Below are 25,867 nucleotides of genomic sequence, written 5' to 3'. Positions count from 1 at the left end.
GCGTCGACCACCCGGTCACGCGTGCGAGAACAATTTTCGGACCTGGAGGAACAGTGCGTATCGGAGTGATGATCGGGCCCGAGCGAGGGGACTCCGCGCGGAAGGTCGCCAGAATGCTGGACGACGTGGAGTGGGCGGAGAGCGCAGGGTTGGACTCCGTCTGGGTTCCGCAGGTCCCCACGGACTTCGACGCGTTGATCGCCGTGGCGTTGATGGGAACGAGGACGTCCCGCATCGAAATCGGCACCGCGGTGGTCCCCCTGCAGGCGCAACACCCCGTCGCACTGGCGCGACAGGCGCTCTCGGCGCATGCCGCCACTGGAGGACGTTTGGCGCTGGGAGTCGGCCCCTCACACCACTGGATCGTTCAGGACATGCTCGGTCTCCCCTACGAGAAGCCGGCCGCGTTCACCCGCGATTACCTGGACGTACTGGACGCCGCGCTGCTCGCACCCGGCCCGGTCGACATCGAGAACAACACGTTCACCGTGCACAACCCGCTCGAGATCGGACCGATGGCGCCGATGCCGGTCCTGGTAGCGGCCCTGGGCCCGGTGATGCTGACGATCGCAGGCGAGCGAACCGACGGGACCATCCTCTGGATGGCCGACGAGCGAGCGGTCGCCGACCATGTCGTCCCGCGAATTACCAAGGCTGCCGACAATGTGGGGCGTCCGGCTCCGCGCATCATCGCGGGTGTCCCGGTCTGTCTCTGCAGGCCTTCGGAAGTCGACACTGCGCGTGAGCGCGCCAACCGGATCCTCGGGGAAGCGGAGATCTCCCCCAACTATCAGCGGCTGCTGGGATACGGCGACGCCCAGGACATCGGTGACCTGTGCGTCGCCGGGGACGAGGACGCCATCCTCGAGGGCTTCCGCCGATACGCCGACGCGGGGGTCACCGACCTGTCGATGCGGCTGCTGCCGATCGGCGACAACCGGGACGAGCTGATCGCTTCGAAGCGTCGTACCCGGGACGTCGTGGCGGAACTCGTCAAGGAGCTGCGGTGACTGCGGGGCCACTCGAGGGCATCCGGATCCTCGAGGTCGGCCATATCCTCGCGGGTCCGTACGCCACCATGATGCTCGCCGACCTCGGCGCAGAGGTCACCAAGATAGAACCACCGAGCGGTGACCTCTCGCGGCAGGTGAGCGACGCCTACTTCGCCAGCCTGAACCGGGGTAAGCGGAGTATCTGCGTAGACCTGACGACCACCGAGGGGCAGGCCCGTCTCGGAGAACTTGCGGCCGAATCCCATGCCCTGCTGGTCAACCTGAAGCCGTCCGCCATTCACCGGTACGGCCTGACCTACGACGCTCTGCGTCGATGGAACGACAAAATAGTCTGTGTCGCGCTCACCGGTTACGGCCTCGACGAGGGAGACGACCCAGCTTTCGACTACGTGATTCAGGCTGTCACGGGTGTCGCCGCACTCACCGGTGACCCGGCAGGGCCGCCGACGCTGCCCGGGTACTCCGCTGCCGACAACTCGACCGGACTGGCAGCCGCACTCGGATTGCTGGCCCAGATCATCTCCGGACGCGGCGGTCAAGTGGAGGTGTCGTTGCGCGACGTCATGCTGTCGCAACTCAACTACCGCGCATCGGCGTATCTCAACGAAGGCACCGAGCCGCGGCGTATGCCGTTCGGTGCCCATCCGTATTACGTGCCGGCCCAGCTGTTTCCGACTGCGGAGGGCCATCTCGCCCTGTTCATCACACATGACGGGTTTTGGCGGAAGTTCGCTGCGGAAGCGGGGATCGAAGGATTTCCGACGATGGCCGAGCGCGCGGAACGTCGTGACGAGGTCCTCGCGGTTGTGACCGCGGCTCTGGCGGCCGACTCCGCGACGGGCTGGGAGTTTCGGCTGCGACCACTGGGAGTGCCTGCGGCAGCGGTGCGTTCACTGCCCGACGCACTCGCAGCCACACCGGAGATGATCGCCAATGCCGGTGACTTCCGATTGGTCGGAAGTCCCATCCGCGTGGCCGGCTTCGACCCGAATTACGGGCCGCCGCCGCGCCTCGGCGAGCACGGCGGCCTGCCGGTTCACTCGTAGCGGACCTTGATCGACCCGGTGTCGGGCACTGCTTGGCAGGTGAGGACGTAGCCTTCGGCCACCTCGTCGTCGCTCAGCGCATCGTTCACCCGCATGGTTGCGCTGCCCTCGGTGACGGTGGCGATGCAGGTGGCGCAGTTGCCCGATTCACAGGAGAACGGTGGCGTGAGCCCGGCGCGCCGGGCGCTTTCCAGGAGGGTCTCGTTCGCTTTTCTGGGCACCGACACCTTTTTCCGTCCGAGAACGATCGAGACGGTTCCCTCGACCTCGGAATCGGGTGCGTCGGCCGATGGCGCCGTCGGGGCGGTGGCGCCGAACCGCTCACTGAAGATCCTGCCCGGCCCTGGCAATGCCGACTCCACCAGAGCCATGAAGGGCTCGGGCCCGCACAGGTAGGAGTCGGCATCTCCTTCGGCGCCGACGAAGTGGCGTACGGCTGCCGCGTCGAGAAATCCGCCTCGGTCGTCGAGGTGCCGTACGAACGAGAACCGGTCGGGATAGCGCTCGGTGAGTTCGTTCAGTACTGCGTCGAACATCACCGATGCGTGGTCTCGGTCGGCGCACAGCAGCCGGACATGCCGGTCCGTGGTCGCCAGCGCGCTCTTCGCCAGTGACAGGATCGGGGTGATCCCGCTGCCACCGCTGAACCCGAGCAACGGCGCCGAGGTCGGACGCAGGCAGAAGGTTCCCGCGGGCCGTGTCAGTTCGACGGCGTCACCCTCGGCGACGTTGTCGTGCAGCCAGTTCGACACCTTGCCGCCGGGGACCCGTTTGACCGTCGTCATCAGCTCGCCATCGGTCTCCGGTGCGCTCGACATGGAGTAGGAGCGGAACAGCTCGGTTCCGTCCACGTCGACCCGGAATGTACAGAACTGCCCGGCCCGATAGGAGAACGGACCGTCGTGCGGTGCGAGCACGAACGTTCGTGCGTCCGAGCTCTCCTTGACGATTCGCGTCACGGTCGCGCGCTGGAACAAGGGTGGTCTCGACATGCCCGTCGCCTCCTGATATTGAGATTCTAACTGTGAGAGAATATCATTCTCTCTGACGAGATAGGACTTCTCAATGGTGAATTCCCACACGAGAGACGGGGCAGGCATCGGATACCGGGCCCCCGACGAGGAAGAAGAAACGACCGAGCCGACCGTGCTCGTGTTCGAGGAGCGCGAATACAGCCTCAGTGAACTCGACGCTCTGGCCGACGGGTTGGCTGCCGAGATGGCCGGTCGCGGCGTGAAAGCAGGTGACCGTGTCGCTCTGATGTCGTCGAACCGGCCGGAATTCGTCGTGGCCGTTCGAGCGATCTGGCGGCTCGGCGCCGCCGTCGTGCTGATCAGCCCGGCGTACAAGCATGATGAAGTCGCGCACGCGCTGGCGCTCACGAATCCGACGCTCGCGGTCGGGGACAGTCCGGTACTGGCCGGACTTCTGCCGATGCTGAGCCTCGACGATCCGGTCGACCCCGCGCAATGCTCCTTTCCGCCACCCGATCCAGCTGCCGAGGCTGTGCTCGTGTTCAGTTCGGGCACCACCGGGATGCCGAAAGCGGTGCGGCACACGCACGCGTCTTTCGGTGCCGCCGTGCGGCAGTGGTGTGACGCGCTGCAACTGTCGTCGGCGGACAGGATGCAGGTGCTTACTCCGCCCTCCCACATCCTGGGCGTCCTCAACATCATGACCGCCCTCGAGGTCGGCGCATGGGTGCGGCTGCACCGTCGGTTCGACGTGGACCGGATGCTGCGGCACATCGAGACCGATCGGATCACGGTGGAGATGGCCGTCGCGCCGATTGCGCTGGCCATCGCCCAGCATCCGGACCTCGAATCGTTCGACCTGTCGTCGCTGCGCTACATCATGTGGGGCGCCACTCCGGTCACTCCGAGCGTCGCCGAGACCGTCACCCGGCGCGCCGGGGTCGGGTGGGTACCCGCGTACGGCGCCAGCGAGTTGCCGGTGATCGCCTGCAACCCGATCGAAGGGGCCCGTCTGGACAGTGTCGGACGCCCCGTTGCGGGCGTCAGCATCCGGGTGGTGTCGCTCGAGACCGGTGAGCCGCTGGGCGTGGGAGAACCCGGCGAGATTCAGGCTCGAGCGAATTCGCTGATGGCAGGTTACCTGCCCGAGGAGACGAATGCCGAGGCGTTCGTGGACGGGTGGTACCGGACCGGGGACGTCGGTTACCTCGACGAGGACGGCTGGCTTCGGCTCACCGACCGGTCGAAAGAGATGATCAAGGTCAAGGGGTTTCAGGTTGCGCCCGCCGAGATCGAGGCGGTGCTGCACGGGCACCCCGGCGTGGTGGACTGTGCGGTGTTCGGGGTCCCCGACCCGGTCAGCGGGGAAGCAGTGATCGCCGCGGTCGCACGGACCGGCACGACCGAAGCCGAAGAACTCATCACCCTCGTGGGAGACCGGTTGGCGTCCTACAAGAGGCCCAGCCGGGTGGTCTTCGTATCCGACATCCCTCGCCTGCCTTCCGGCAAGGTGTTGCGCCGAGAACTCAAGGAGCGCTATGGACGTACGTCTGACAAGTGAACAGCAACAATTGCGCGATGCCGCAGCCAAATTGGCCGACGACCTGGGACCGGGATCGGTCCAGGACCTGGCCGACGACACTCGGCTCGCGCGGTTGGAGAAGGCGGTGGCCACAACAGGGTGGCGATCGCTTCGATCCGACGGGGCGTCGGGTGTGGAAGTCGCCATCGTCGCCGAGGAATTCGGCCGGGGCCTGGTCGATATTCCCTTCCTCGGACCCGTCCTCGCCGATGATCTACACCGGCACGTCTCCGACGATCAGCAGACATGGGCGGTGGCCCTCGACGGGGAAGCGACCGACGCGCGAGGACTGGAGCGCGCGCTTGTTCTGAGCGGAAACCGGATCTCGGCCGGTCGAGTGGGAGCCGTCGTTCCGGGAGCGGACCTGACCAGAGGCTTCGCGGACATACTCGAGCCGTTCGAACCCCTCGGCGAACTGTCCACCGAGCACGTCGAGCGCTGGCATGCTCTCGCCGTCCTGGTCACCTCCGCCGACCTGGTCGGCACGTCCCGCGGAGCCCAGGCGCTCGCCGTCGATTACGCGAAGATGCGCGAACAGTACGGCAACACGATCGGGTCCTATCAAGCCGTGGCGCATCTGCTCGCAGAGAGCCAGGCGCTGATCGAGGGTTCGGTGAGCGTGCTCCGCCATGCAGCCTGGGCGCTCGACCAGCTGACTCTCGGCGAGGCGCAGCAGGCTGCGCGGGTCGCGAAGATCTACTGCGCGCGCGCTGCCCGAACCGTGTGCGAGACGGCGATTCAGGTACACGGCGGCATCGGCAACACCTGGGAATGCCTTGCGCACGTCTACCTTCGGCGGGCACTGACGTCCACCGAATTGTTCCCCGTACGCCTGGAGGAGATGCACCGTGGACTTTCGTGACTCGCCGGAAGAAGCCGCCTTCCGGGACCGACTGCGGTCTTGGCTGGCGGACACGGCCAAGATGTTCCCGACTTCGGGTGACGTGTACTGGGAACGGCAGCCCGAATGGCACCGGGCGCTCTACGGCGCCGGGTTCTTCGGTTTGTCGTGGCCCGCAGAATATGGTGGTCAGGAGCTACCACCCGTCTACGACGTCATCCTGGACGAAGAACTGGCCATCGCGGGCGCACCCGCCCGGCCGAGCCTCGGATACCTGGTGATCGGACTCGGCAGGCATGGCAGCGAGAAACTCCGCCGCACTTTCCTGCCCGGAATGATCGACGGAACCGAGCGATGGTGTCAGGGATTCAGTGAGCCGGGCGCCGGATCGGATCTCGCAGCACTCACCACCACTGCCACCCGCGACGGCGACAACTACGTCATTCACGGACACAAGATCTGGACGAGCTATTCGGACGTGGCCGACTGGTGTCTCCTTCTGGCCCGTACCGAACCCGACAAGCCCCGTCACCGCGGCTTGTCGGCGTTCATCGTCCCGATGAAGCAACCGGGAATCGAGCAGCGACCGCTGCAGATGATGAGCGGCGTCACCAAAGAGTTCGGTCAGGTTCTCTTCGACGGAGCTACGGTGCCTGCGGAGAACATGGTCGGTGCGCCGGGGGAAGGGTGGGCGCTGGCGATGACGGTGGTCGGGCACGAACGAGAGCCCTCCACGCTCGGTTTCGCCGCGAGGTACGACAAGCTCGTACGCGATCTCGTCGCCCGGTCGGAAGGGAGCCCCTCTGCGGAATTGGCTTGGGCTGCAGTACAGACGGAGATGCTGCGCCTGCATGTCCGTCGCAGGCTGTCCGAACAGCTCGACGGTGTGTCGCACGGTTCGGAGGGGTCGCTCGACAAGCTGCTCATGACCTGGGTCGAACAATCGGTCGGGCACGCTGCGTTGTCCGAGGCCGGCACTCGCGACACCGACATGATGGGCGCCTACCTGTACAGCCGCGCACAGAGCGTCATGGGTGGAACGTCACAGATTCAGAAGAACATCATCGCCTCGCGAATTCTTGGATTGGGAGTCTGACATGTACGACATGCCCGAGGAGATCGACGTCCGCGCGGACGGTGCACTGCGCATCATCACGCTGAACCGGCCCGACGCGCTCAATGCCGTCAACGACGGCTTGCACACCGGACTGGCGCGGTTGTGGCCTCAGCTGAGCGAAGACCGGGATGCCCGCGCCGCGGTACTCACCGGAAGCGGCAAAGCCTTCTCTGCGGGTGGCGACTTCGCCTACCTCGCCGAGCTCGCGGCAGATCGCGAACTGCGCGCCCGGACCATCGCTCATGGCCGCGAACTCGTCCTCGGGATGGCACGCTGCCGTATTCCGGTGATCGCGGCGGTCAACGGACCGGCTGTGGGACTGGGCTGCAGCTTGGTTGCGCTCAGTGACATCGTCTACATGGCCGAGACGGCCTACCTCGCTGATCCTCATGTGCAGGTCGGGTTGGTCGCGGCCGACGGTGGACCGCTCACCTGGCCGCTGCAGATCAGTCTGCTGCAAGCCAAGGAGTACGCTCTCACCGGCGCACGCATACCCGCGGCGAAAGCATGCGAGCTCGGATTGGCCAACCACATGGTTGCCGATCCGCTGAGCGAGGCCCTCGCTTGCGCCAAACGCATCGCGGAACAGCCCCGGCAGGCTGTCGAGAGCACGAAGCGGTTGCTGAACATGCATATCGAGCGGGCCGTACTCGCCACGCTGGACTATGCGATGACCGCCGAGGAGCTGACGTTCCAATCCGACGACTTCCAAACCAACATCGCCAGGCTCACGGCGGGAAAGAGCTGAGAAGGTATGGGCGACGCCCTGGGGACGAGTGGTCTGCGGTTCGAGCGTGAGGGTTCGATCGGCTGGTGCGTCATCGATCGGCCGGCGGCGCGGAACGCGTTCACGCCCGCGATGTATTTCGGTCTGAAGCGGGCTGTCCGGCTGGTCAATTCCGATCCCGACCTTGCTGCGCTCATCATCACCGGTGTCGACGACGTGTTCGCGCCGGGCGGTGATCTCGGTGGCCGATCAGAGCCGGGCGACTCGCTCCCCGAGGGACTGGCGGGCAACGACGTGGTCCCGTTCCTCACGATCCGGGACAGTCGGGCACCGGTGATCGCGGCCGTCAACGGCATCTGTCAGGCGGGCGGTCTGCTGGTCGCGATGATGTCCGATATCGCAGTAGCCAGCGATCGGGCGACATTCCGGGTACCCGAGCTTCTCCGCGGTATCCCCGATGCGACCTTTGCGGCGGCCCTTCCCGCGCACATCGGCATAGCCGCAGCGCGGGACCTCATGCTGTCCGCGCGCCGTTTCGATGCCGCCGAGGCGCAGCGCCTGGGGGTGATCTCCCGCGTGGTACCTCACGAGAATCTGCGGGCCGCCGCGCTGGAGGCTGCCCGCGAGGTGCTGCAGACGTCCCCCGAGGCCCGCGCCCAGGTGAAGCGAATGCTGAACGAGCGTTACGGATTCATCGACTACCAAACGATGTTCGGCGCACTCGAAAGTTCACCGGAGCCCCGCGAGGGTATGCGGGCATTCATGGAGAAGCGCAACCCGAACTGGATCCCGGCGGATCTTCCGACCTGACTCGAGAGGAGGTCGGGGACCAGGCCTCTGTCGTGTGAGGCGTGGCCCGGGGATTACCCGTCGGTGGTCGCCAGTTCTCGGAGAAGGTCCTTGGTGCGGCCGACCGACGCTTTCGCGTCGGCGCCGACGGGGAAGACCGCCGCCCAGATGTCGGTGGCACCCGCGTCGAGGAGACCTTGCAGCTGGGTGCGCACCGACGTCTCGTCGCCGACGATGGCAACGTCGGCCGGGCTCGATGCACCGCCGACTTCCAGAATCCGTTGGTAATTCGGCATTCCCGCGTACATGGTGGCGGTTGCGGCAACGGCTTCGCGGGCTTCATCGGCGTCGTCGTGAACCGCAACGGGGAGCCCGGCGACTATCCGGGGAGTGGCACGGCCCACGCGTGTCGCGGCGGCATGGATCGCGGGCGCGACGCGGGATTCGATCACCTTCGCGGAAGCCATCCACAGGATGGTGCCGTCGGCGTACTGCCCTGCCACCCGGAGCATGCGCGGGGACATCGCCGAAAGAAGGACAGGCACCTCGTGGGCCAGGGGCACCATGCGGCCGGCACTCCGTGTGGTCCACTCCTGACCGCGGAAGTCGACCTCTTCACCGTGGAGCAGTGCGGCGACTATCCGTACGTATTCCTCGGTGTTCTGACCGGGCCGGTCGTAGGAGAGTCCGTACACCTCACGGACCAGGGACTCGTGTGAAGGGCCCAGCCCCAGAGTGAATCCGCGACGGCCCATTGCTTCGGAAACGGCGGCTACCCGATTCGCCTGCAGCAAGGGGTGGCACGGATAGGTCTGCAGGACAGCGGTTCCGAGTTCGATCGATGTCGTGGCGCGACCGGCAACCGTCACCGCCGCCAGTGGATCACCGGCGACGGTGCTGGCGTACCAGAGTGAGGTGAAGCCATCCGCCTCGGCTTGTACCGCTTGGTGCACGATCTTGTCGGTCGACGATGCGCCGCCGGTCAATCCGATACGCATGTGAATCTCCTTGCCGCACGGACATAGCCGTGCCTTATGCCTTGTCGATCAAGTACAGATCTCCGTATGAGAGAACTGTAGTGTCGAAATAAGAATATTGATAGCTTGCTATGAGAATCATATTTCCAAGGAGGAACTGATGTTTGCCAATGTCACCCCGATCACCGACACCGTCGGTGTCGAAATCACGGGAATCGAGGGCAGCCGACTCGCCGACGCGCAGGCCGCCGCTCGGTGCCGAGCCCTGCTCGACATGCACGGTGTGGTGGTTTTTCGTGACGCCCACATCGCGGATGCCGACCTGGTAGCCCTGAGTCGCATGCTCGGCGACGTCGTCGTGGCGCCTTTGGGTGGTCAGGAGAAGCACCCGGAAATCTCGGCCATCAGTCTGGATCCAGCCACGACTGTCCTGGCTTCCTACAACAAGGGCACCTTCCACTGGCACATCGACGGCGCCACTGACGCGGTCCCGCAGAAGTCGACGCTCCTCACCGCACTGGAGGTGTCAGAGGAGGGCGGTGACACCGAGTTTGCCAACACCTACGCCAGTTATGAAGCCCTCACCGAGGATGAGAAGGCGTCTTTCGCCGAACTGCGCGTGGTGCACAGCTTCGCAGCGGCGCAACTGCTGGCCAACCCTGATCCGTCGGACAAGCAAAGGGCGTCGTGGTCGCGGGTGCCGACGCGCGAGCATCCTCTGGTCTGGACGCGTCGCAACGGACGGAAGTCGCTTCTGCTCGGCGCGACTGCCGCGCACGTGGTCGGCTGGCCCGAGGAGCAGGGGCGGGCACTTCTCGACCGTCTGCTCGACTGGTCGACGCAACCTCGATTTTCTCTGCGACATCATTGGCGTCGCGGCGACCTGGTCTTGTGGGACAACACCGGAATGCTGCACCGCGCTGTCCCCTATGCGCCCACCTCACCCCGGTTGCTGCACCGGACCACCCTGATCGGCGAGGAAGCCGTCGCTTGAGCGCATGCAGCCGGCATGCATCGGCCACCATCCACGCTCACAGGACCATCTTTGAAGGAGAGGCAGATGACCACCGACGATGTCGCAAGGCTCCAGCGTGACGTGCGGTACTTGATGGACCGCGGCGAAATCCTCGACTGCGTTGCCAGGCATTCTCGTGGCTGCGATCGCCACGATTCCGATCTCCTGTGTGGCACTTACCACGACGACGGAATCGACGAACACGGCACCAGCACCAACAGAGGACCGGACTACGCGAACTGGGCGAATGCCGCACACGCGGCCACCTCGCTGGCGCATACACACAACATCACCACCCACACGTGCGAGATCGACGGCGATACCGCCCACTGCGAGAGCTACGTGTTGGTGGGACTACTCCTCAACGACGGGGTCACGGTGCAACTACTCAACGGCCGCTATCTCGACCGACTCGAACGACGCGACGGTGGGTGGCGGATCGCGGTGCGGCGCTCGACCGTCGAATGGAGCGCGAAAGCTGACGCGTCGATGTTGCAATCGCGCTTCTTCACCGAGAAGGCGTTCCTGAGAGGCACGCGAGCCAAAGATGACCTGTCTTACCAGCGCCCGCTGCGCATCGACACACCGGCACCAGCACGCTGGTGACCGACGTGCGGCCGGAATGAGTGCGGCGGAGGTCTCGGGACCGACGGTTCCCGAGACCTCCGCCGCATTCGCACTTATTTCGGCGGGAATCGCAGGCCACCGTCGAGCCGGATGACCTCGCCGTTGAGATAGTCGTTCTCGACGATCGATGCGGCGAGAGTCGCGTACTCGGATGGCCGGCCCATGCGCTTGGGATGGGGAACCTGGGGTCCCCAGTAGGCCTCGAGCTGATCTCCGGCCTTGCCATAGGCCGGAGTCAGGATAGTGCCCGGTGCAATTGTCACGACCCGGATACCGAGGGGGGAGAGGTCCCGGGCGGCCACGAGGGTCATGCCGACGATGCCGCCCTTCGCTGCGGAGTAGGGGAGTTGTCCGATCTGGCCTTCGTAGGCCGCGATGGACGCAGTATTGATGATCACGCCTCGGCCGCTGTCGTCGATCGGCTCCTGTTTTGCGATTGCGGCCGCGGCCAATCGCATGACGTTGAAGGACGAGATCAGGTAGGACTCGATGGTCGTCCGGAACGCAGCAAGATCCATGGGGCTTCCATCCTTACCGACGAGCCGCCCGCCCCCGGCTGGGCCGCCGTGTGTGTCCACCGAGATGCGCAGCGGCCCCAGCGACTCCGCCTCGGCGATCGCAGCCCCGACGGATTCCTCGTCCGAGGCGTCGGTACGCACGTAGCGGACTCCCAGCTCCTCCTCCAGTTCCTTGCCCTTGTCGTCGGCGACGTCGGCGACGACCACCTTGGCTCCCGCTTCATGGAGACGGCGAACGGTGGCTTGGCCCAACCCGCCCGTGCCTCCGACGACTATCGCGGAACAACCCATGATCTGCATCGCAATTTCCCTTCTTGCAAGTAACCCTCTTGTACTGAGAGAATCATGTTCTCATGAACATCAACATGATTCTAGAGATGGCCGCGACCGACAGCGACAAGGCGGTTGTGACCGTCGACGAGCGCTCGTTGACCGCCGCGCAGCTCCTCGACCTCGCCCACCGCGCCGCCGACCGGTTCCGGGATCACCCGGCCGTGCTCTATCTCGGTGCCAATCATCTCGGCTATCCGGTCGCCCTGTTCGGGGCCGCCCTGGCCGGCGTCCCCTTCGTGCCACTCAACTACCGGCTCGGTGATCAGCAGTTGACTGCACTGCAGGATCGCCATGCCGGCGCCGTGATCCTCCGCCCCGAAGATCTCGACGCCCTCGTCGATGTCGACGTTGTGCAGGACGAGCCCGCGGAGGTGCCTGCCCCGCAGTGGGACGGTGACAACGTCGCCGTGATCATCTACACGAGCGGAACCACGTCCGATCCCAAGCCTGCTGTGCTGCGGCATCGCCACTTACTGGCCTACGTCCTGAACACGATGGAGTTCGCATCCGCCGCGGACACGGATGCCGCGTTGGTGGCAGTTCCGCCCTACCACATCGCCGGCCTGACGAACCTGCTCTCGAACTTGTACACCGGGCGTCGCGTGGTCTATTTGGCCGGGTTCGACCCGACCGAGTGGCTGGACACCGTCCGGCGCGAGGGCATCACGCACGCAATGCTGGTGCCCACGATGCTGGCCCGCGTCGTCGCCGAACTGGGCGACGCCGACGCGGAAACGCCGACGCTGCAGAGCCTGGCCTACGGCGGATCCCGTACTCCGAGGCCCGTTCTCGAGCACGCGCTACGCGCATTTCCGGACACGGGTTTCGTCAATGCCTACGGTCTCACCGAAACGGCGTCGTCGGTGGCCGTTCTGTCCCCCGAAGATCACCGGGCGGCGTTCGCGTCGAGCGATCCGGCTGTGCGGGACCGACTCGGGTCGGTCGGGCGGCCGCTGCCCGGGATCGAGATCGAGGTCCGCACGGAAACCGGTGAGCCGGTCGCGGCAGGCGAGACCGGCCTGGTCTTCGTGCGGGGCGAGCAGATCTCCGGCGAATACGGCGGACGCAGTGTGCTCGACTCGGACGGCTGGTTCGCGACCCGGGACCTCGGTCACCTCGATGCGGACGGCTACCTGTTCGTCGAGGGCAGGGCTGACGACACGATCATCCGCGGCGGCGAGAACATCGCACCGGCAGAGATCGAAGACGTGCTGCTCCGCCACCCGGCGATTTCCGAGGCAGCAGTGATCGGAATACCCGACACCGAATGGGGACAACGAATAGTCGCTGTTCTCGTCGGAGACGCAGACCCGGCCGAAATCAGGCAGTGGGTCAAAGACAGGCTGCGTTCCTCGAAAACCCCGGACACCGTCGTCTTCCGAGATGAACTCCCGAAAACCGAGACCGGAAAACTACTGCGCCGCACCCTTGTGGCCGAACTGGAGAACTCCCATGCCTGAAGCTGTCATCGTCTCCGCGCTGCGCACTCCCATCGGCACTGCCGTGAAGGGAACGTTGCGCGACACCACCGCTCACGACCTTGCTCACCACGTCGTCGCCGCAGCGGCGGAAGATCTCGACCCGGGCCTGATCGACGATGTGATCCTCGGTGAAGGCCTGTACGGCGGCGGGGTGGTTGCCAGGCACGCCGCACTCACCGCAGGACTGACCGAGGTTCCCGGGCTGGCGCACAACCGGCACTGCGCCGCCGGCCAGGCCGCGGTGCAGAGCGCGGCCGCGAGCATCCGCGCGGGTATGGACGAGCTGGTCATAGCCGGCGGAGTCAACTCGGCGTCCACCTCGCCGAAATCACTGTTCAAGGTGGACGGCGAGTGGGTGCCCTGGTTCCCTCCCACCCATCCCGAACAGGCCAACGCCCCCACCATGGATATGTCGATCACGGTCGGATGGAACGCGGCCGTCGAGGCGGGCGTGACCCGGCAGGAGATGGACGAGTGGGCATTTCGCTCACATCGCAACGCCGTGCAGGCCATCGATGAGGGCAGGTTCAAGGAGGAGATCGTTCCCATCGACACGCCCCACGGACTCTTCTCGGTCGACGAGCATCCGCGGCGCGAGACGAGCTTGGAGAAACTGGCGTCACTGAAGCCGCTGCATCCGGAGATCGAGGGGTTCAGCATCACAGCGGGAAACGCGTGCGGTGGCAACGACGGCGCTGCCGTCCTGACGATCGCGAGTGACCGTCTCGGATTACCCGCGCTGGCCACCGTTCGGTCGTGGGCGTCCGTCGGGATCGACCCCGCACTCACCGGTCTGGCGCCGGTCAGGGCAATCCCGAAAGCCCTTACCCGGGCGGGTATCTCTCTCGCCGATGTCGACCTGTTCGAAATCAACGAAGCTTTCGCCGCGATGTGCGTTGCCACCATCAAGCTGCTCGAGATCGACCCGGACAAGGTCAATGTGAGCGGAAGTGGTTGTTCGCTCGGACATCCTGTTGCAGCGACCGGTGCCCGGATGCTGGTGACGCTGGTGCACGAACTGCGCCGTCGCGGTGGCGGTATCGGTGTGGCGGCAATGTGTGCGGGCGGGGGAATGGGGTCGGCGACGGTGATCGAGGTTCCAGCGCCGTGACTGTGAGCCGACCCGTCAGTGATTCCCCTGTGTCATCCAGTGTTTCGGACCTCGTCGCGGCAGCGCGTGCAGGCTCCGTGCGTGCGGCGGGACGGTTGCTCAGCCTGGTAGAGAGTAGCCGTCGCTCCGAAGTGCTCGACTCGCTGGCCTCGTTGGTCGACTCGCCGGCCGCGGCGCCCGCCCGGGTGGTCGGTGTGACGGGGCCGCCCGGCGCCGGCAAGTCGACGACCATCGGAGCCCTCGTCGCAGAGTATCGGCAGCGGGGCCTGCGGGTGGCGGTACTGGCGGTCGACCCGTCCTCGCCGTACAGCGGCGGTGCGCTTCTCGGCGACCGAATCCGGATGGCGGCGCACATCAACGACCCGGGCGTGCTCATACGGTCGGTCGCAACGCGCGGCCACCTGGGCGGCCTGGCCGCGGCGGTGCCCGCGGCCATCCGCTTGCTCGGGGCGCTGTCGTATGACCTCGTACTGCTCGAAACGGTGGGGGTGGGGCAGTCCGAGATCGAGATCGCGGCCATCGCTGACCCCACGATCGTGATACTCAACCCCGGTGCGGGTGACGCTATTCAAGCCGCGAAGGCAGGTTTGTTGGAGGTCGCAGACATCCTCGTCGTCAACAAGGCCGATCGCGATGGCGCCGACCAGACCGTACGAGACCTCCGAGCCGAGTTCCACGTGCCGATCCTCACCCTCGTCGCCGCACGAGCCGAGGGCGTGTCCACCTTGGTGGAGGTGATCGAGGCCCACCGTCGCGCCGACACACTCGCACGCCGGACAGCACGGGCGCGGGCACAAGTCCTCTCCCTCGCGCACACTCGCCTGCGGACTCATCCCGGACTGGCGCATCTTGCCGCCTCGGTCGCGGCCGGCCGCCACGACCCCTACACGGCGGCTGATCTGTTGCTCGCTCCCGCGTCCGAGGCTGCCCACGACATGCGGGCCTTCCGGTACGAGACGGAAGACCCGGCCTTCTGTGATGCGGGCGGATCAACCGAGTGAGGCAATGACCTGGGGAAGGTCGGTGGTCGAGCGGATTCCCGAGGCGGCAGCGCACACGAAGGGCACCGCGTTCACAGCGCGGTGCGCCGTGTAACCGGGCGCCACCGCACCCATCCGTTCGAGCGGCACCGGCATTGTGATGTCGACGTCGAGGGGTGCGTCCCCATCGACAGTGACATGCCACCCGGTGGGGCGGACGTCCCAGGCCGGGTCGACGTCGGCTGTGCAGTACCAGGTAGCGCGGAAGCGCAACAGTGCCCGGCCATTCCGCATCCCGGCGGCGGTAATTCGCTGGGCCGCCACAGTACCCGCCTCCAGGACCCCGGCGGCGATGTGGGTTCTGTGGCGGGCGGTGGCAACCTCGCCACTCGCCTCCACGGAATCGAGCGGCTGCCCGAGGGCGTCGGCGACGAGTTGGAGCGAGGGCCCGAAACTCGTACGAGCATGCGACAACCGGGCTTCGCTGAAAGCGCCGGGAGCGCGTCCGAATCCCATGATCTCGAACAGGAGGTCTGGTGAATCCCTCTGTGACAGATCGGCATACTCGTCGATCGTCAGGTTGTCGAGCTGTCGTTGGATCGAGGTCAACACGAGCGGAACGGCTTCGGTAATGAACCCGGGACTGCTGCCGGTGCTGTGGATCGAGGTGTTGCCGAGCTCGCACGCGGCCTCGACCCGTGCGCGTACCTCGGGGTCCATGCCCGCCGGATAGTGGAACTCACCGCGGATTGTCACGATATTGATCCCCGAGGCCAGCAACCAGCACACTTCGTCGAAGTCGCACGCACGCGGCATATACAGCACACAATCCGCTCCGGAGTCCACGACCTCCTCGATGCTCCGGGTGGCGGTGATGCCGATAGCGGGCAGCCCGCACAGTTCGCCTGCATCGCGGCCGATCTTCTCGTCTGCGTGGACGTACACACCGGCCAAGGTCAGCGTCGGATGTTCGATCACCGCCCGGAGTGCACGGGTGCCGATGTTTCCTGTCGCCCATTGCACGACCCGATACGGCCGGGTGGCAACAGTCGATTCGACAGCGTTCTCGGACAAGGGATTTACACTCATGTCACACCTTCGATCGGTCGACGTGCCACCACGGAACGGGCGTCACGGGTGGATGCGGAGTAGGGCTTCTTGCGCATAGGACGCGACGAGGCTCCCGTCCTCGGTGAGAACATCGCCACGGCCGAAGCAGCGGCCGTGCGCCAGCAGTGGACTGTGCTGGCGAAGGAGGAGCCACCTGTCGGTGCGGAACGGCCGATGGAACCAGAGGCTGTGCGAGGTGACGGCAGAGGTGAATGCCGTGCCGTTACCGAGTTGACTGAGCCCGTGAAGTGGGCGCAGCGCCGTGCCGATAAGGTTCAGGTCGGTGGCGTACGCAGTGAGCGCCTGGGCCAACTCACCAGCGACTTCCGGTGTGCGCATCCAGAATTCGAAATCGGGGGTTGCGGCCGCCGTTGCGTTCAGGTCGGCGGCGGCGCGGGTCTCCCACGGGAGAAGGTCGAGGTGTACCCGGAATTCTTCCGGAAGGACGGCCGGAACCGCGGGAACGCTTTGATGTTCGGGTCCGTCCTCACCGCAATGCAGGGAGATCGCGGCAGTCGCAACCACCCGTTCCGACTGCCGGGCGACGACCGTCACGGTTGCGAACGATCTGCCTTCGTGCTGAGTCGTGACCTCGTACCGGACCGGCTCGTCGGCGCGGCCCTCCCGTGCAAACAGCGCATGCATCGATTTGACGCTCTTGCTCGGACAGGTGAGACGAGCCGCCTCCAGGAACTGGCCCAGGATCTGTCCACCGAACAGTCGGTGGTAGTCCAGTTTCTGGTTGCTTCCCTCGAACACCGCGACCGTGGGGTCGGTGTCGGGTGGGTAGGGGCGCAGATCGAGGCAGGCGAGAAGGTCGTTCCATAGCTCGGGCACACACCGACTGTAATCGATGTTTCCCTCGATGAGAATACCGTTCTCGTCAGGAGTGAGCGAAACCCCGCGAGCAGAAAGCCCAGACCTCGTCGGCGGAAATGGGACGGACAGTTGCGTCGTCGTTGCCGCCGCTGGACTGAGCGATGAACATGACGGTCTGCATCGTCATGGCAGCCATTCGGCGCGGGTTGATCTCGGCGCGCAATTCACCTGCGGCTTCGGCCTGCTCCATCAGCTCGGTGAACAGCGAGAGCAGCGCCGAGTGCGCGACCTTCACCTCGGCGGGATGGGAAATCAGCAACTGCGGGGCAAAGTCGGTGAACAGCGGACGATGCGCCACCGGGTCGGGGCGGCACGACTCGAACAGCAACTCGACGGCGACGCGAAGCTGGTCGAGTGGGTCGGACTCGTTGGCTGCCGCGGCGCGGATCTGATCGGCAGACCGGGTCAATGCTTCCTCGAACAGGGCGAGGAGAAGTTCATGTTTACCGTCGAATTGCAGGTAGAAGCTACGCAGCGACTGCTTGGACCGGTCGACGAGCTCCTGCACCGTGAAGTCGGTACTGCCCTTTTCGGTAATGATCGCCTGCGCTGCATCGAGGAATTTCTGCACCCGCTGCTCGGCGCGAAGCTTGGCGGTTTTGATGGAGCGTTCGACTGCGCGCTGCTTCCAGGCCGGTTCTTCGCTGACTTCGGTCACCGCCGGACCCCCCCCTCTATGTGTAGCAAACATGTATCCACTGTACCGGAGAGGAGTATGACGTTGGGTCGCCAGCCTGCTGGCTTCGGGCAAAAGTGGAACTCTTACTTTCGTCTAGCGAGAATGTTATTCTCGCTAGACCATTCGCAGCTCTGGCAAGGAGGCAAGCCGGGATGCTTTTCGAGTTCGACTCAGATCAGCGGTTGTGGCAGAAAACCGTCCGAGAGGTCACGGCCAAGGAGTGCCCGCCCACCCTGATCCGCACGATCGTCGACGACGGCGGCGACCCCGGTCCTCTGTGGAAGGTGTACGTCGACCTTGGCTGGACCGAGCTCGCGGAACCCGACGTCGCCGTGGAATTGGCGATCGTCCTGGAAGAGCTGGGCCGAGCTACCGATCCCACGCCCTACCTTGCGACAATGACCCAGTTCGCTCCTCTGGCCGTGGGGTGTGCCGATCCTGCGCAGTCCGGCGCGGCGGTATTCGACGGTGTGAGCGCCCACCGCGACGGTAATGGTTGGCTCCTGAACGGCACCGCCCACCGAGTCTTGGACGGAGATCGCGCAGACCTACTGGCTGTGGTGACGGGCGCCGGCGTCTTCGTGGTTCCCGCGGAACGGGTGACCGCAACGCGCAGTCTGATATTCGATCCCGTGTTGCACCTTGCCGAGGTGACCTTCAGTGGGGTTCGCGTGAGCGAAAGCGATCGCAGTGCCGCCGATCCGGAGCGCGCTCGTCAGCTGGCCCTGACCGGCATGGCGCTGACGATGGTCGGAGCCTGTCAGCGCATTCTCGACTCAGTGCTCGTTCACGTGAAGGACCGCAAGCAATTCGGTGCTCCGATCGGCTCCTTCCAGGCGGTCAAGCATAAAGCAGCGGACATGCACGTGGCCGTCGAACGTGCCCGTGCACTCGCCTACTACGCCGCCCTCACGATCGCCGCCGACGATCCCCGCCGCCGTGTGGCTGCGGCAATGGCCAAGGCCGCGGCAGGGGAGTGCCAGTCGCTGGTCTTCCGCAACGGCCTGCAGCTGTTCGGGGCCATGGGATTTACCTGGGAGAACGACCTTCAGTTCGCGCTCAAGCGCGCCAAAGCCGGCGAGCTCCTGCTCGGCGGCGCGGCCGAACATCGGGCGCTCATCGCCGAGGAGTACCGTGCAACTCACCTTTGATGCCGACGTCGAAGAATTCCGGGCCGAGTTCCTGGCCTTCCTCGCCGAACATCTGCCCGACGAGGCCGAGGCGGGGGAAAGACCCCGCTCCAGTGCGGATGTTCCGGAGTGGGCCCGCCGCTGGCAGCGGAAGCAGTTCGATAACGGCTGGCTGCTCCCCGGAAACCCGCCCGAGTTCGGCGGCCGGAATGCCAGTATCCTGCAGCAGTACGTGCATCTCGAGGAACTTTCCCGGCGCCGGATCTATCACAGCTTCAATCCCCAGGGCCTCGGCATCATCGCCGCCTCGTTGTTGTCGTTCGGTACGCCGGAACAGAAGGAACGTTGGGCTGCACCCATTCTGCGTGCCGAGATCACTGCTGCGCTCGGCATGAGTGAACCCGGTGCGGGCTCCGACCTCGCGTCGTTGCGTACACGCGCGGTGCGCGACGGTGACTCTTTCGTGGTGAACGGCCAGAAGGTGTGGACGTCCGGTGCCAACGAGGCCGACGTGTTGCTCACCTTCGTCCGCACCGATCCCGACGCTCCGAAGCACAAGGGAATCAGCGTGCTTCTGATTCCCACCGACACCCCGGGGGTCACGCGCCGTCCCTTCGCCTCCGTGTGTGCCGAGGACGACTTCGACTTCAACGAAGTGTTTTTCACGGACGTCAGGGTGCCCGTGGAGAACCTCGTCGGTGGGCTGAACCAGGGCTGGGGCGTTGCGAACGGTGCCCTTGGCCACGAACGCACCCTGTTGTGGCTGGGTTTCGCCGATCGACTACAGGATCTCGTCGAGGATTTCCGGCCTGTCACGGCGCTCGACCGTGATCGCTATGCCACGCTCGCCATGGACAATCAGGCGCTGCGGCTGCTGGGCTCTGCGGCGCTGGCCCGTGCAGACAGGGGTGAGCAGGACGTAGCGGCCCTGTCGGTTCTGAAGATCCTGGGATCCGAGGCAGTGCAGACCGCTTCGGAGCACGCGCTGGACGGTGCCGGGTTCGACGGTCTGGTCCACCCCGCGTTGACGGCACCGTACACGCCCTGGAACAACGACCATTTCGCGTCGAGTTGGTTCGAACGCTATGCGCGGAGCTTCGCCGGCACCATTGCCGGCGGCACGTCCGAGATTCAGCGCACGATCGTCGCCGAGCGCGTGCTCGGCCTACCCCGAAGCTGAGGAGCCCGACATGTATATCGACTACGAGGTCGCCGACAAGATCGCGACCATCACACTCAATCGCCCTGAGGCCGCCAATGCCCAGAACGGCGCCCTCCTCGACGAACTCGACGCAGCCTGGACCAAGGCGGCAGAGGACCCTGATGTGGCGGTGATCGTCTTGCGTGCCGAGGGGAAACACTTCTCCGCCGGTCACGACCTCAACGATCGGTGGCCGGCTCCCGCGGAGATCACCCTGGAATGGATTTACGGGGCGGAGACCCGCCGCTATCTGGAGTACTCGCTGCGTTGGCGCAACGTTCCGAAGCCGTCGATCGCGGCCGTCCAGGGGCGCTGCATCGCGGGCGGGCTGTTGTTGTGCTGGCCGTGCGACCTGATCGTCGCTGCCGAGGATGCCTCCTTCTCCGACCCGGTGGTGATGATGGGCATCGGGGGAGTCGAATATCATGGCCATACTTGGGAACTCGGCGCCCGCAAGGCGAAGGAAATTCTCTTCACCGGTCGTCCGGTGACGGCCGCGGAAGCCGAGCAGGTCGGCATGGTGAACAAGGTAGTGCCGCGCGATCAGCTCGACGCGGAGACTCGGGCCCTTGCCGAACACATCGCCACGATGCCCTCCTTCGGGCTGCGCCAGGCCAAACGCGCGGTCAACCAGACGCTGGACGTGCAAGGCTTCTACGCTGCAATCCAGTCGGTGTTCGACATCCATCAGTCCGGACACGGCAACGCCTTGAGTGTCAGTGGCTACCCGATTCTGATGAAGCTGGACGAAATGAAGGAAAAAATCCAGTAGGAGGATCCGGTAGAAGTCTCGACTCCGATGGTGGGTCCCATAAGCGGGGCCCACCATCGGGCGGTAAGTCGTCAGACCTTTCTGGTGACGCCGCCGTCGACCCGGATGATAGCGCCGGTAGTGAAACTCGATGCGTCACTGGCGAGATGGAGTGCGAGAGGTCCGAGTTCCTCCGGCTTCCCCATGCGACGCAGCGGCACGAACGACGCTTCCTCACCTTCAGCCGGCGCCCACGACTTCGAGACGTCCGTCAGGAAGGGTCCCGGCAGGATCGCGTTCACCCGGACCTTCGGCGCGAATGCATCGGCCAGGCCGACCGTCAGTGCATTGACCCCTGCTTTGGCACAGGCATAGGGCAACTGACGCGCGCTCGCCACCAGGGACCCCGCGGTACCGACATTGATGATGGAGCCACCGTCGTTTTCGGCCATGTGAGTGGCAGCCCGAACGGCGAGCCGAAACGGTCCCTTGAGATTGACAGCGAAGGTCTTGTCATACAGCTCTTCGGTGATGTCGTCGAGGTTCTCGTACAGCGGTGACATTCCGGCGTTGTTCACCAGTACGTCGAGCCGTCCGAAATGTTCCAGGGTCTGTTCGATCAACTGGTCGCACTCGTCCCAGCGTCCGACGTGACAGGCTACGGGAAACGCTCGACTGCCGGTGGACGTCTCTACCTCCTTGGCCGCGAGCTCGCATGCATCGAGCTTGCGTGAGGCGATGACGACGTCGGCCCCCGCCTCGGCGAGAGCCTGCACGATGGCCCTTCCGATGCCGCGGGATCCGCCGGTGACGACGGCAACCTTGCCGGTCAGGTCATGTAGGGAAGCACTAGTGGTCATCCACGAATTATGCCCGAGTCGAGTGCCTTTGGAAAGGACGTTCTGACATTCGAGAATCGCATTCTGAAGGTGGCGGAGTGCTTGTGTGGTGAGCTACATGCGGGGGTCGATTGTGCTTGTCGAGAGGTGAGGAACCGCATGGATATGCAAGTGGTACAGGACAAAGCCGAGATCGCGGAGCTGATGTACCGGTACGCGCGAGCGGTCGACATGAAAGATTGGGCGCTGCTGACTTCGGTGTTCACGGAGGACGCTCACCTCGACTACAGCTCGGTAGGGTACCCACCGGGGCCGCGGGACGAGGTGGTCGCCCTTCTCCGGAATGCGCTGACCCAGGTTCCGCTGACGCAGCATTTCGTCACGAATATCGAGATCGATCTCGATGGCGCCACTGCGAAGGTGCGGGCAATGTTCTTCAACCCCATGCAACTACCCGGCGTGAGCGGCATGACCTACTGCGGGGGCAACTACCACCACGAAGTGGTGCGTACTCCGGATGGCTGGAGAAGCGCCCGACTCCGGGAAGAGAGTCTTTGGTTCTCGAATCATCCCGGACCGAGCGGCCTTGACGAGGCCGCTCGGTCATAGCGGGTGTCAGAGCTGGACGAGGCGCGGAGCCGATCCTTCGGCCCGGATCATCGCGCCTGCTTCGCGGGTGAGCTCTCGCGCACTGCCGAGGAGGCCGTCGAGCACCAGCGCGCGCCGGATGTGCCGGTGTAGATCGTGTTCGGCGGTGAAACCTATCCCACCGAGCACCTGCTGGCAGTGACGAGCCGTAGTGAGCGCCGCCTGGCCGGCCGCAGCCTTGGCGAGCAGGGAGCCGAGGTCGTCGGTGGCGGCGGCGAGGGTTGCTTCGGCGCCCTCGATGGCGACGAGGGTCTCCGCGAGACGATGCCGTACGGCCTGGAATGCGGCGACGGGCCGACCGAACTGTGTACGGCCCAACGCGTGTGTTCGAGCAAGGGACAGCATGGCTCGGCTGGCGCCGGTCAACCACCACCCGAGCGCTCGGCGGCCGGCAGCGAGCGGGACCGGACTTCCGCCGTCGACGATTCCCAGCGGTAGTTCATTGTCCAGGGTGCCGCTGTACTGCGGTGCGGTCGCCTTGTCGGTGCGGTCCCACCGAACCCAGGAGTCTCCGGTGTACGGCAGGGGGACGGCGCCACCGACGGGAAGTCCTGCCTCGTCCAGCACCACGTCATTGAGGAAGGGACCGTGTGCGCCGGTCTCTCCGAGGAGCCGGAACACCATCGGCACGGCGAGGTCCGGCATTTCGGTGAGCATGTCGTGCCACCCGAGTTCGGTGAGGGCGGTATCGAGATCTGCGCCCGATCGGGTGGTCATCGTTTTGCGAAGTGTGTCCTCGAGGAGGGTGAGCTCCACGTCGTACACGGTCATTCCGCCCCCAGGTCGAGTAGCCGGCGCGCGATGATGTTGCGTTGAATTTCGGCGGTGCCGCCGTAAATCGTTGCGGCGCGGGAATACAGGAATTCCGTCCGCCACTCGTTCTCGCCGAGCTCGAGCACCCCGGGGAGTAGGTCTCGGGCGGTATCGAACAGTTGCTGTTCGGCGGTGGCCAGCAATACCTTGTCGATGGAGGTCTCCGGGCCGAGCTGGGCCCCGTCTGCCAGTCGTTGCTGGGTGGCGTGGGAGCGACACCGAGCAGTGTGGAGTGCGAGGTATGCCGCACCGAGATCGCCGTCGTCCGACGTCGCGGTATTCGATTCCGTCAGCAATCGATCGAGACGGGTGAACAGATAGGCGATTCGGTGCCAGAAGCAGGTGGACCGTTCGTGAGGGAGTAGGTCCATGGCTACCCGCCATCCGTCGCCCAGGCGGCCGAGCATGCGATTCTCGGGAACAACCACATCGTCGAAGTACACCTCGGCGAACTCGTCGACGCCGTGCATCGTGCGCAACGGCCTGACAGTGATACCTGGTGTATTCATGTCGACGAAGAAGGCGGTGATACCGCCATGCCCCGGCGCGGTGCGGGTGAGTAGGACACAACGGGTGGAGTACTGGGCGAGGCTCGTCCAGACCTTTTGCCCGTTGATCACCCATGTGCCGTCGCCGCGAGGTTCCGCGCGAGTGGTCAGCGACGCGAGGTCGCTTCCCGAGCCGGGTTCGGAAAAGCCCTGGCACCACTGCTCACGGCCGCTGAGCAGCAACGGCACCATCTCGGCCGCCAACTCCGGGCGGGCATACGAGATCATGGTCGGAGCGAGCACTTCGATCATCGAATAAATTCCGGGCTCGGCCAGGTCGCGGGTCGCCACTTCCTCGCCGAGGACGGCGCGAAGCACCGCGGGCCCGCCTACGCCGCCGACCTCGGCGGGCCAGCCGTAGCGCATCCAACCTGCGTCGTAGAGGGCGCCACGCACCCGGGCCAACTGCGCGACCTGTCCGTCGAGCGAATGATCGGGCCCGGCGGACAGGTCGTTGTCTTCGAGCCAGGCGCGCAGACCTGTCCGAAATTCCGTGACGTTCATGCGCCAGGGCGTTCGAAGGCGTGCGGGCGCCCCGAATCATGCGCTCCGCTACGGCGAATGAACGTCATGGCCCGTGTCCGAAGCCGCCAGCCGTCGGCGGTCCGGGCATAGGTGTCGTTGTAGTACCCGATGCGCATGTCGTGCGTCGCCTCGTCGACGAAGCACAGTGGCTGGGTCCCGGTTGCCGTGTCACCGGACAACTCGATGAGGGGGGTACCGGTCATGAACAGCCCCTTGGGTGCGGCAGCAACCAGTTCGGGGAACTGATCGAGGGGGAATGCGTCACCGAAGGCGCTGTAGGTGCCGTCAGCAGTGAAGACACCGACCACCCCCTCGACGTCGCCCTTGGTCATGTTCACCGCATAGCGGGCGAGCAACTGCTGAATTTCCATCAGGTCGTCATTTGTTGACATAGACCTTGCCGCCTTTCATGACGAACCGCACGTTCTGGGTCACGGTGATGTCGTCCACCGGGTCACCGGGAACACCGATGATGTCGGCCAGCAGGCCCTCCGCGAGCCGTCCCCGGTCGGTCACGTCGATCAGATCGGCGGCTGTGGTGGTCGCCGCCTGCAGCACCGCCAAGGGCGGCATACCTCGATCCACGAGGGCGACGAGCTCGTCGGCGTTCTTCCCGTGAGGGATTGCCGGTGCATCGGTGCCGACGGCGATCTTCACGCCTGCCTTGTAGGCCGCAAGCACCGAAGTGCGTGCCCGAGGGAACATCTCGGCGGCCTTGGCCTGCAGATCGGCAGGGGCATGCGAGACGTCCATGGCATCCGCGAGCCGGGTGGTGGGCACCAGGTAGGTGCCGCGCTCGACCATGAGGTCGATGGCATCGTCGTCGATGAGGAAGCCGTGCTCGATGCAATCGATGCCTGCTTCCACCGCCGCACGCACCGCATCCGCGCCGTGTGTGTGCGACGCGACGCGTAATCCACGCCGATGAGCCTCGTCCACGATGGCCCGTAGTTCTTCATCCGAATAGTGCTGCGCACCGGGAAGTCCGGTGTGCGACATGACCCCGCCCGAGACGCACACCTTGATCAGCTGTGCGCCGTGCTTGATCTGATAGCGGACGGCCTTGCGTATCTCGTCGACCCCGTTGGCGATCCCTTCCTCGATGGTGAGGTCCAGAACACCGGGGGCGAACGCCGCGAACATCGTGGGGTCGAGATGTCCACCGGTGGGGGTGATCGCATGTCCGGCCGGCACGATCCGGGGACCGTCGAGCCAGCCGGCGTCGATCGCCTTGCCGAGCGCGACGTCGAGTAGGTAACCGCCCGTCTTGACGAAGAGTCCCAAATTGCGGACGGTGGTGAAACCGGCGTGCAGCGTGCGGCGGGCATTGCCCACCGCACGCAGCATGCGCAGCGGAGGATCGTCCTGCACGGTGGAGTACACGGGCTTCTCTCCTCGCCCACCCATCAGGAGGTTGACCTCCATGTCCATGAAGCCGGGAAGGAGGATCAGGTCGCCGAGATCCAGCACCTCCCCTTCCGCGTGGTCGCCGGCATTGCCGGCGTCAGAGCCGACACCGACAATGCGATCGTCCTCGATGTGGAGGATGCCGGGTCGGATGATCTCGCCGGAATCGATGTCGAGTAGCCCGGCCGCCTTCAGTGTCAGCATGA

27 protein-coding genes are annotated in these 25,867 nt (G+C 65.3%); 16 read left to right on the top strand and 11 right to left on the bottom strand.

Translation table 11 applies throughout. From position 1 onward, the window contains the following. Window positions 1-53: 53 nt before the first annotated feature. Both ACH49N_RS06640 and ACH49N_RS06635 read left to right on the top strand, forming a co-directional pair. On the top strand, window positions 54-1,010 hold the full coding sequence (locus ACH49N_RS06640; protein WP_358271218.1) for an LLM class F420-dependent oxidoreductase: 957 nt from the start codon (window positions 54-56) through the stop codon (window positions 1,008-1,010). Next, window positions 1,007-2,059, top strand: coding sequence for a CoA transferase (locus tag ACH49N_RS06635; protein ID WP_358271216.1), 1,053 nt, complete (start codon window positions 1,007-1,009; stop codon window positions 2,057-2,059). The genes ACH49N_RS06640 and ACH49N_RS06635 overlap by 4 nt, the downstream gene beginning before the upstream one ends. Here ACH49N_RS06635 and ACH49N_RS06630 read toward each other — a convergent pair. Continuing rightward, window positions 2,050-3,051, bottom strand: a complete 1,002-nt coding sequence (locus tag ACH49N_RS06630; RefSeq protein WP_250771031.1) for a ferredoxin--NADP reductase — start codon at window positions 3,049-3,051, stop codon at window positions 2,050-2,052. The genes ACH49N_RS06635 and ACH49N_RS06630 overlap by 10 nt on opposite strands. Window positions 3,052-3,124: 73 nt before the next feature. On the opposite strand from ACH49N_RS06630, the gene ACH49N_RS06625 reads away from it, so the two are divergent. From ACH49N_RS06625 to ACH49N_RS06605, 5 genes are read left to right on the top strand one after another with little or no spacing between them, the layout of a single operon-like run. Further along, the gene (locus ACH49N_RS06625) at window positions 3,125-4,594 is read left to right on the top strand and encodes a class I adenylate-forming enzyme family protein (RefSeq protein ID WP_250771027.1); all 1,470 of its coding nucleotides are present in this window, start codon (window positions 3,125-3,127) and stop codon (window positions 4,592-4,594) included. Then, window positions 4,572-5,477, top strand: a complete 906-nt coding sequence (locus ACH49N_RS06620) for an acyl-CoA dehydrogenase family protein (RefSeq protein ID WP_358271214.1) — start codon at window positions 4,572-4,574, stop codon at window positions 5,475-5,477. Before ACH49N_RS06625 ends, ACH49N_RS06620 begins: the two co-directional genes overlap by 23 nt. Further along, window positions 5,464-6,552, top strand: a complete 1,089-nt coding sequence (locus ACH49N_RS06615) for an acyl-CoA dehydrogenase family protein (protein ID WP_358271212.1) — start codon at window positions 5,464-5,466, stop codon at window positions 6,550-6,552. Before ACH49N_RS06620 ends, ACH49N_RS06615 begins: the two co-directional genes overlap by 14 nt. Before the next feature lies 1 nt (window position 6,553). Then, entirely contained in the window at window positions 6,554-7,321 is a 768-nt protein-coding gene (locus tag ACH49N_RS06610) for an enoyl-CoA hydratase/isomerase family protein (RefSeq protein WP_159919348.1), read from the top strand. Window positions 7,322-7,327: 6 nt separating this feature from the next. After that, window positions 7,328-8,110: an enoyl-CoA hydratase/isomerase family protein gene (locus tag ACH49N_RS06605; protein WP_109326963.1), complete on the top strand. Its 783-nt coding sequence runs from the start codon at window positions 7,328-7,330 to the stop codon at window positions 8,108-8,110. Window positions 8,111-8,163: 53 nt separating this feature from the next. Here ACH49N_RS06605 and ACH49N_RS06600 read toward each other — a convergent pair whose 3' ends face one another. Further along, the gene (locus tag ACH49N_RS06600; RefSeq protein WP_358271210.1) at window positions 8,164-9,087 is read right to left on the bottom strand and encodes a TIGR03564 family F420-dependent LLM class oxidoreductase; all 924 of its coding nucleotides are present in this window, start codon (window positions 9,085-9,087) and stop codon (window positions 8,164-8,166) included. A gap of 139 nt (window positions 9,088-9,226) precedes the next feature. Between ACH49N_RS06600 and ACH49N_RS06595 the strand changes: the two genes are divergently transcribed. Further along, a complete protein-coding gene (locus tag ACH49N_RS06595) occupies window positions 9,227-10,060 on the top strand; it encodes a TauD/TfdA family dioxygenase (RefSeq protein WP_358271208.1) in 834 nt (277 codons plus the stop codon). 66 nt (window positions 10,061-10,126) lie between these two features. Then, window positions 10,127-10,687, top strand: a complete 561-nt coding sequence (locus ACH49N_RS06590; RefSeq protein ID WP_109326966.1) for a nuclear transport factor 2 family protein — start codon at window positions 10,127-10,129, stop codon at window positions 10,685-10,687. Window positions 10,688-10,761: 74 nt separating this feature from the next. Here the strand turns inward: ACH49N_RS06590 and ACH49N_RS06585 are convergent, their stop codons facing one another. Next, complete coding sequence (locus ACH49N_RS06585; RefSeq protein ID WP_109326970.1) at window positions 10,762-11,526, bottom strand: SDR family oxidoreductase; 765 nt, start codon at window positions 11,524-11,526, stop codon at window positions 10,762-10,764. Between the two features lie 53 nt (window positions 11,527-11,579). On the opposite strand from ACH49N_RS06585, the gene ACH49N_RS06580 reads away from it, so the two are divergent. The 3 genes from ACH49N_RS06580 to meaB are packed head-to-tail and all read left to right on the top strand — an operon-like array spanning window position 11,580 to window position 15,152. Then, window positions 11,580-13,019 carry an AMP-binding protein gene (locus ACH49N_RS06580; protein ID WP_358271206.1) on the top strand — a complete coding sequence of 480 codons (1,440 nt, stop codon included), beginning with the start codon at window positions 11,580-11,582 and terminating at the stop codon, window positions 13,017-13,019. Further along, entirely contained in the window at window positions 13,012-14,151 is a 1,140-nt protein-coding gene (locus ACH49N_RS06575) for a thiolase family protein (protein ID WP_208962634.1), read from the top strand. Before ACH49N_RS06580 ends, ACH49N_RS06575 begins: the two co-directional genes overlap by 8 nt. 29 nt (window positions 14,152-14,180) lie before the next feature. After that, a complete protein-coding gene (gene meaB, locus ACH49N_RS06570) occupies window positions 14,181-15,152 on the top strand; it encodes a methylmalonyl Co-A mutase-associated GTPase MeaB (protein WP_358271204.1) in 972 nt (323 codons plus the stop codon). Here the strand turns inward: meaB and ACH49N_RS06565 are convergent. From ACH49N_RS06565 to ACH49N_RS06555, 3 genes are read right to left on the bottom strand one after another with little or no spacing between them, the layout of a single operon-like run. Further along, window positions 15,141-16,220 (bottom strand): dihydrodipicolinate reductase, encoded by a 1,080-nt coding sequence (locus ACH49N_RS06565; RefSeq protein ID WP_358271203.1) that lies wholly within the window; start codon window positions 16,218-16,220, stop codon window positions 15,141-15,143. The two genes, meaB and ACH49N_RS06565, sit on opposite strands and share 12 nt — an antisense overlap. A gap of 42 nt (window positions 16,221-16,262) precedes the next feature. Next, entirely contained in the window at window positions 16,263-17,078 is an 816-nt protein-coding gene (locus ACH49N_RS06560; protein WP_358271201.1) for an acyl-CoA thioesterase domain-containing protein, read from the bottom strand. 46 nt (window positions 17,079-17,124) lie between these two features. Then, a complete protein-coding gene (locus ACH49N_RS06555) occupies window positions 17,125-17,778 on the bottom strand; it encodes a TetR/AcrR family transcriptional regulator (RefSeq protein WP_358271199.1) in 654 nt (217 codons plus the stop codon). 173 nt (window positions 17,779-17,951) lie between these two features. Between ACH49N_RS06555 and ACH49N_RS06550 the strand changes: the two genes are divergently transcribed. From ACH49N_RS06550 to ACH49N_RS06540, 3 genes are read left to right on the top strand one after another with little or no spacing between them, the layout of a single operon-like run. Further along, the gene (locus ACH49N_RS06550) at window positions 17,952-18,950 is read left to right on the top strand and encodes an acyl-CoA dehydrogenase family protein (RefSeq protein WP_358271197.1); all 999 of its coding nucleotides are present in this window, start codon (window positions 17,952-17,954) and stop codon (window positions 18,948-18,950) included. Continuing rightward, the gene (locus tag ACH49N_RS06545; RefSeq protein WP_159919371.1) at window positions 18,934-20,109 is read left to right on the top strand and encodes an acyl-CoA dehydrogenase family protein; all 1,176 of its coding nucleotides are present in this window, start codon (window positions 18,934-18,936) and stop codon (window positions 20,107-20,109) included. The genes ACH49N_RS06550 and ACH49N_RS06545 overlap by 17 nt, the downstream gene beginning before the upstream one ends. 10 nt (window positions 20,110-20,119) lie before the next feature. Then, complete coding sequence (locus ACH49N_RS06540; protein ID WP_208962630.1) at window positions 20,120-20,902, top strand: enoyl-CoA hydratase; 783 nt, start codon at window positions 20,120-20,122, stop codon at window positions 20,900-20,902. Window positions 20,903-20,973: 71 nt separating this feature from the next. On the opposite strand, the gene ACH49N_RS06535 is transcribed toward ACH49N_RS06540, so the two are convergent. Further along, a complete protein-coding gene (locus ACH49N_RS06535) occupies window positions 20,974-21,741 on the bottom strand; it encodes a glucose 1-dehydrogenase (protein WP_358271195.1) in 768 nt (255 codons plus the stop codon). 138 nt (window positions 21,742-21,879) lie between these two features. On the opposite strand from ACH49N_RS06535, the gene ACH49N_RS06530 reads away from it, so the two are divergent. Continuing rightward, a complete protein-coding gene (locus ACH49N_RS06530) occupies window positions 21,880-22,329 on the top strand; it encodes a nuclear transport factor 2 family protein (RefSeq protein WP_358271194.1) in 450 nt (149 codons plus the stop codon). 6 nt (window positions 22,330-22,335) lie between these two features. Here the strand turns inward: ACH49N_RS06530 and ACH49N_RS06525 are convergent, their stop codons facing one another. The 4 genes from ACH49N_RS06525 to ACH49N_RS06510 are packed head-to-tail and all read right to left on the bottom strand — an operon-like array spanning window position 22,336 to window position 25,865. Beyond that, window positions 22,336-23,139, bottom strand: coding sequence for an acyl-CoA dehydrogenase family protein (locus tag ACH49N_RS06525; protein WP_358271192.1), 804 nt, complete (start codon window positions 23,137-23,139; stop codon window positions 22,336-22,338). Beyond that, window positions 23,136-24,233, bottom strand: a complete 1,098-nt coding sequence (locus ACH49N_RS06520) for an acyl-CoA dehydrogenase family protein (RefSeq protein WP_358271190.1) — start codon at window positions 24,231-24,233, stop codon at window positions 23,136-23,138. The genes ACH49N_RS06525 and ACH49N_RS06520 overlap by 4 nt, the downstream gene beginning before the upstream one ends. Then, a complete protein-coding gene (locus ACH49N_RS06515) occupies window positions 24,230-24,646 on the bottom strand; it encodes a nuclear transport factor 2 family protein (RefSeq protein WP_358271188.1) in 417 nt (138 codons plus the stop codon). The genes ACH49N_RS06520 and ACH49N_RS06515 overlap by 4 nt, the downstream gene beginning before the upstream one ends. Further along, window positions 24,633-25,865: an amidohydrolase family protein gene (locus tag ACH49N_RS06510; RefSeq protein WP_358271187.1), complete on the bottom strand. Its 1,233-nt coding sequence runs from the start codon at window positions 25,863-25,865 to the stop codon at window positions 24,633-24,635. Before ACH49N_RS06510 ends, ACH49N_RS06515 begins: the two co-directional genes overlap by 14 nt. Window positions 25,866-25,867: the final 2 nt, after the last annotated feature.

The organism is Rhodococcus sp. NPDC019647 (genome assembly GCF_044389235.1).
GTDB classification, from domain to species: Bacteria; Actinomycetota; Actinomycetes; order Mycobacteriales; family Mycobacteriaceae; genus Rhodococcus_F; species Rhodococcus_F oxybenzonivorans.
Note: the sequence above shows the minus strand (reverse complement) of the source record. Positions and strands in the feature narration are given on the sequence as shown.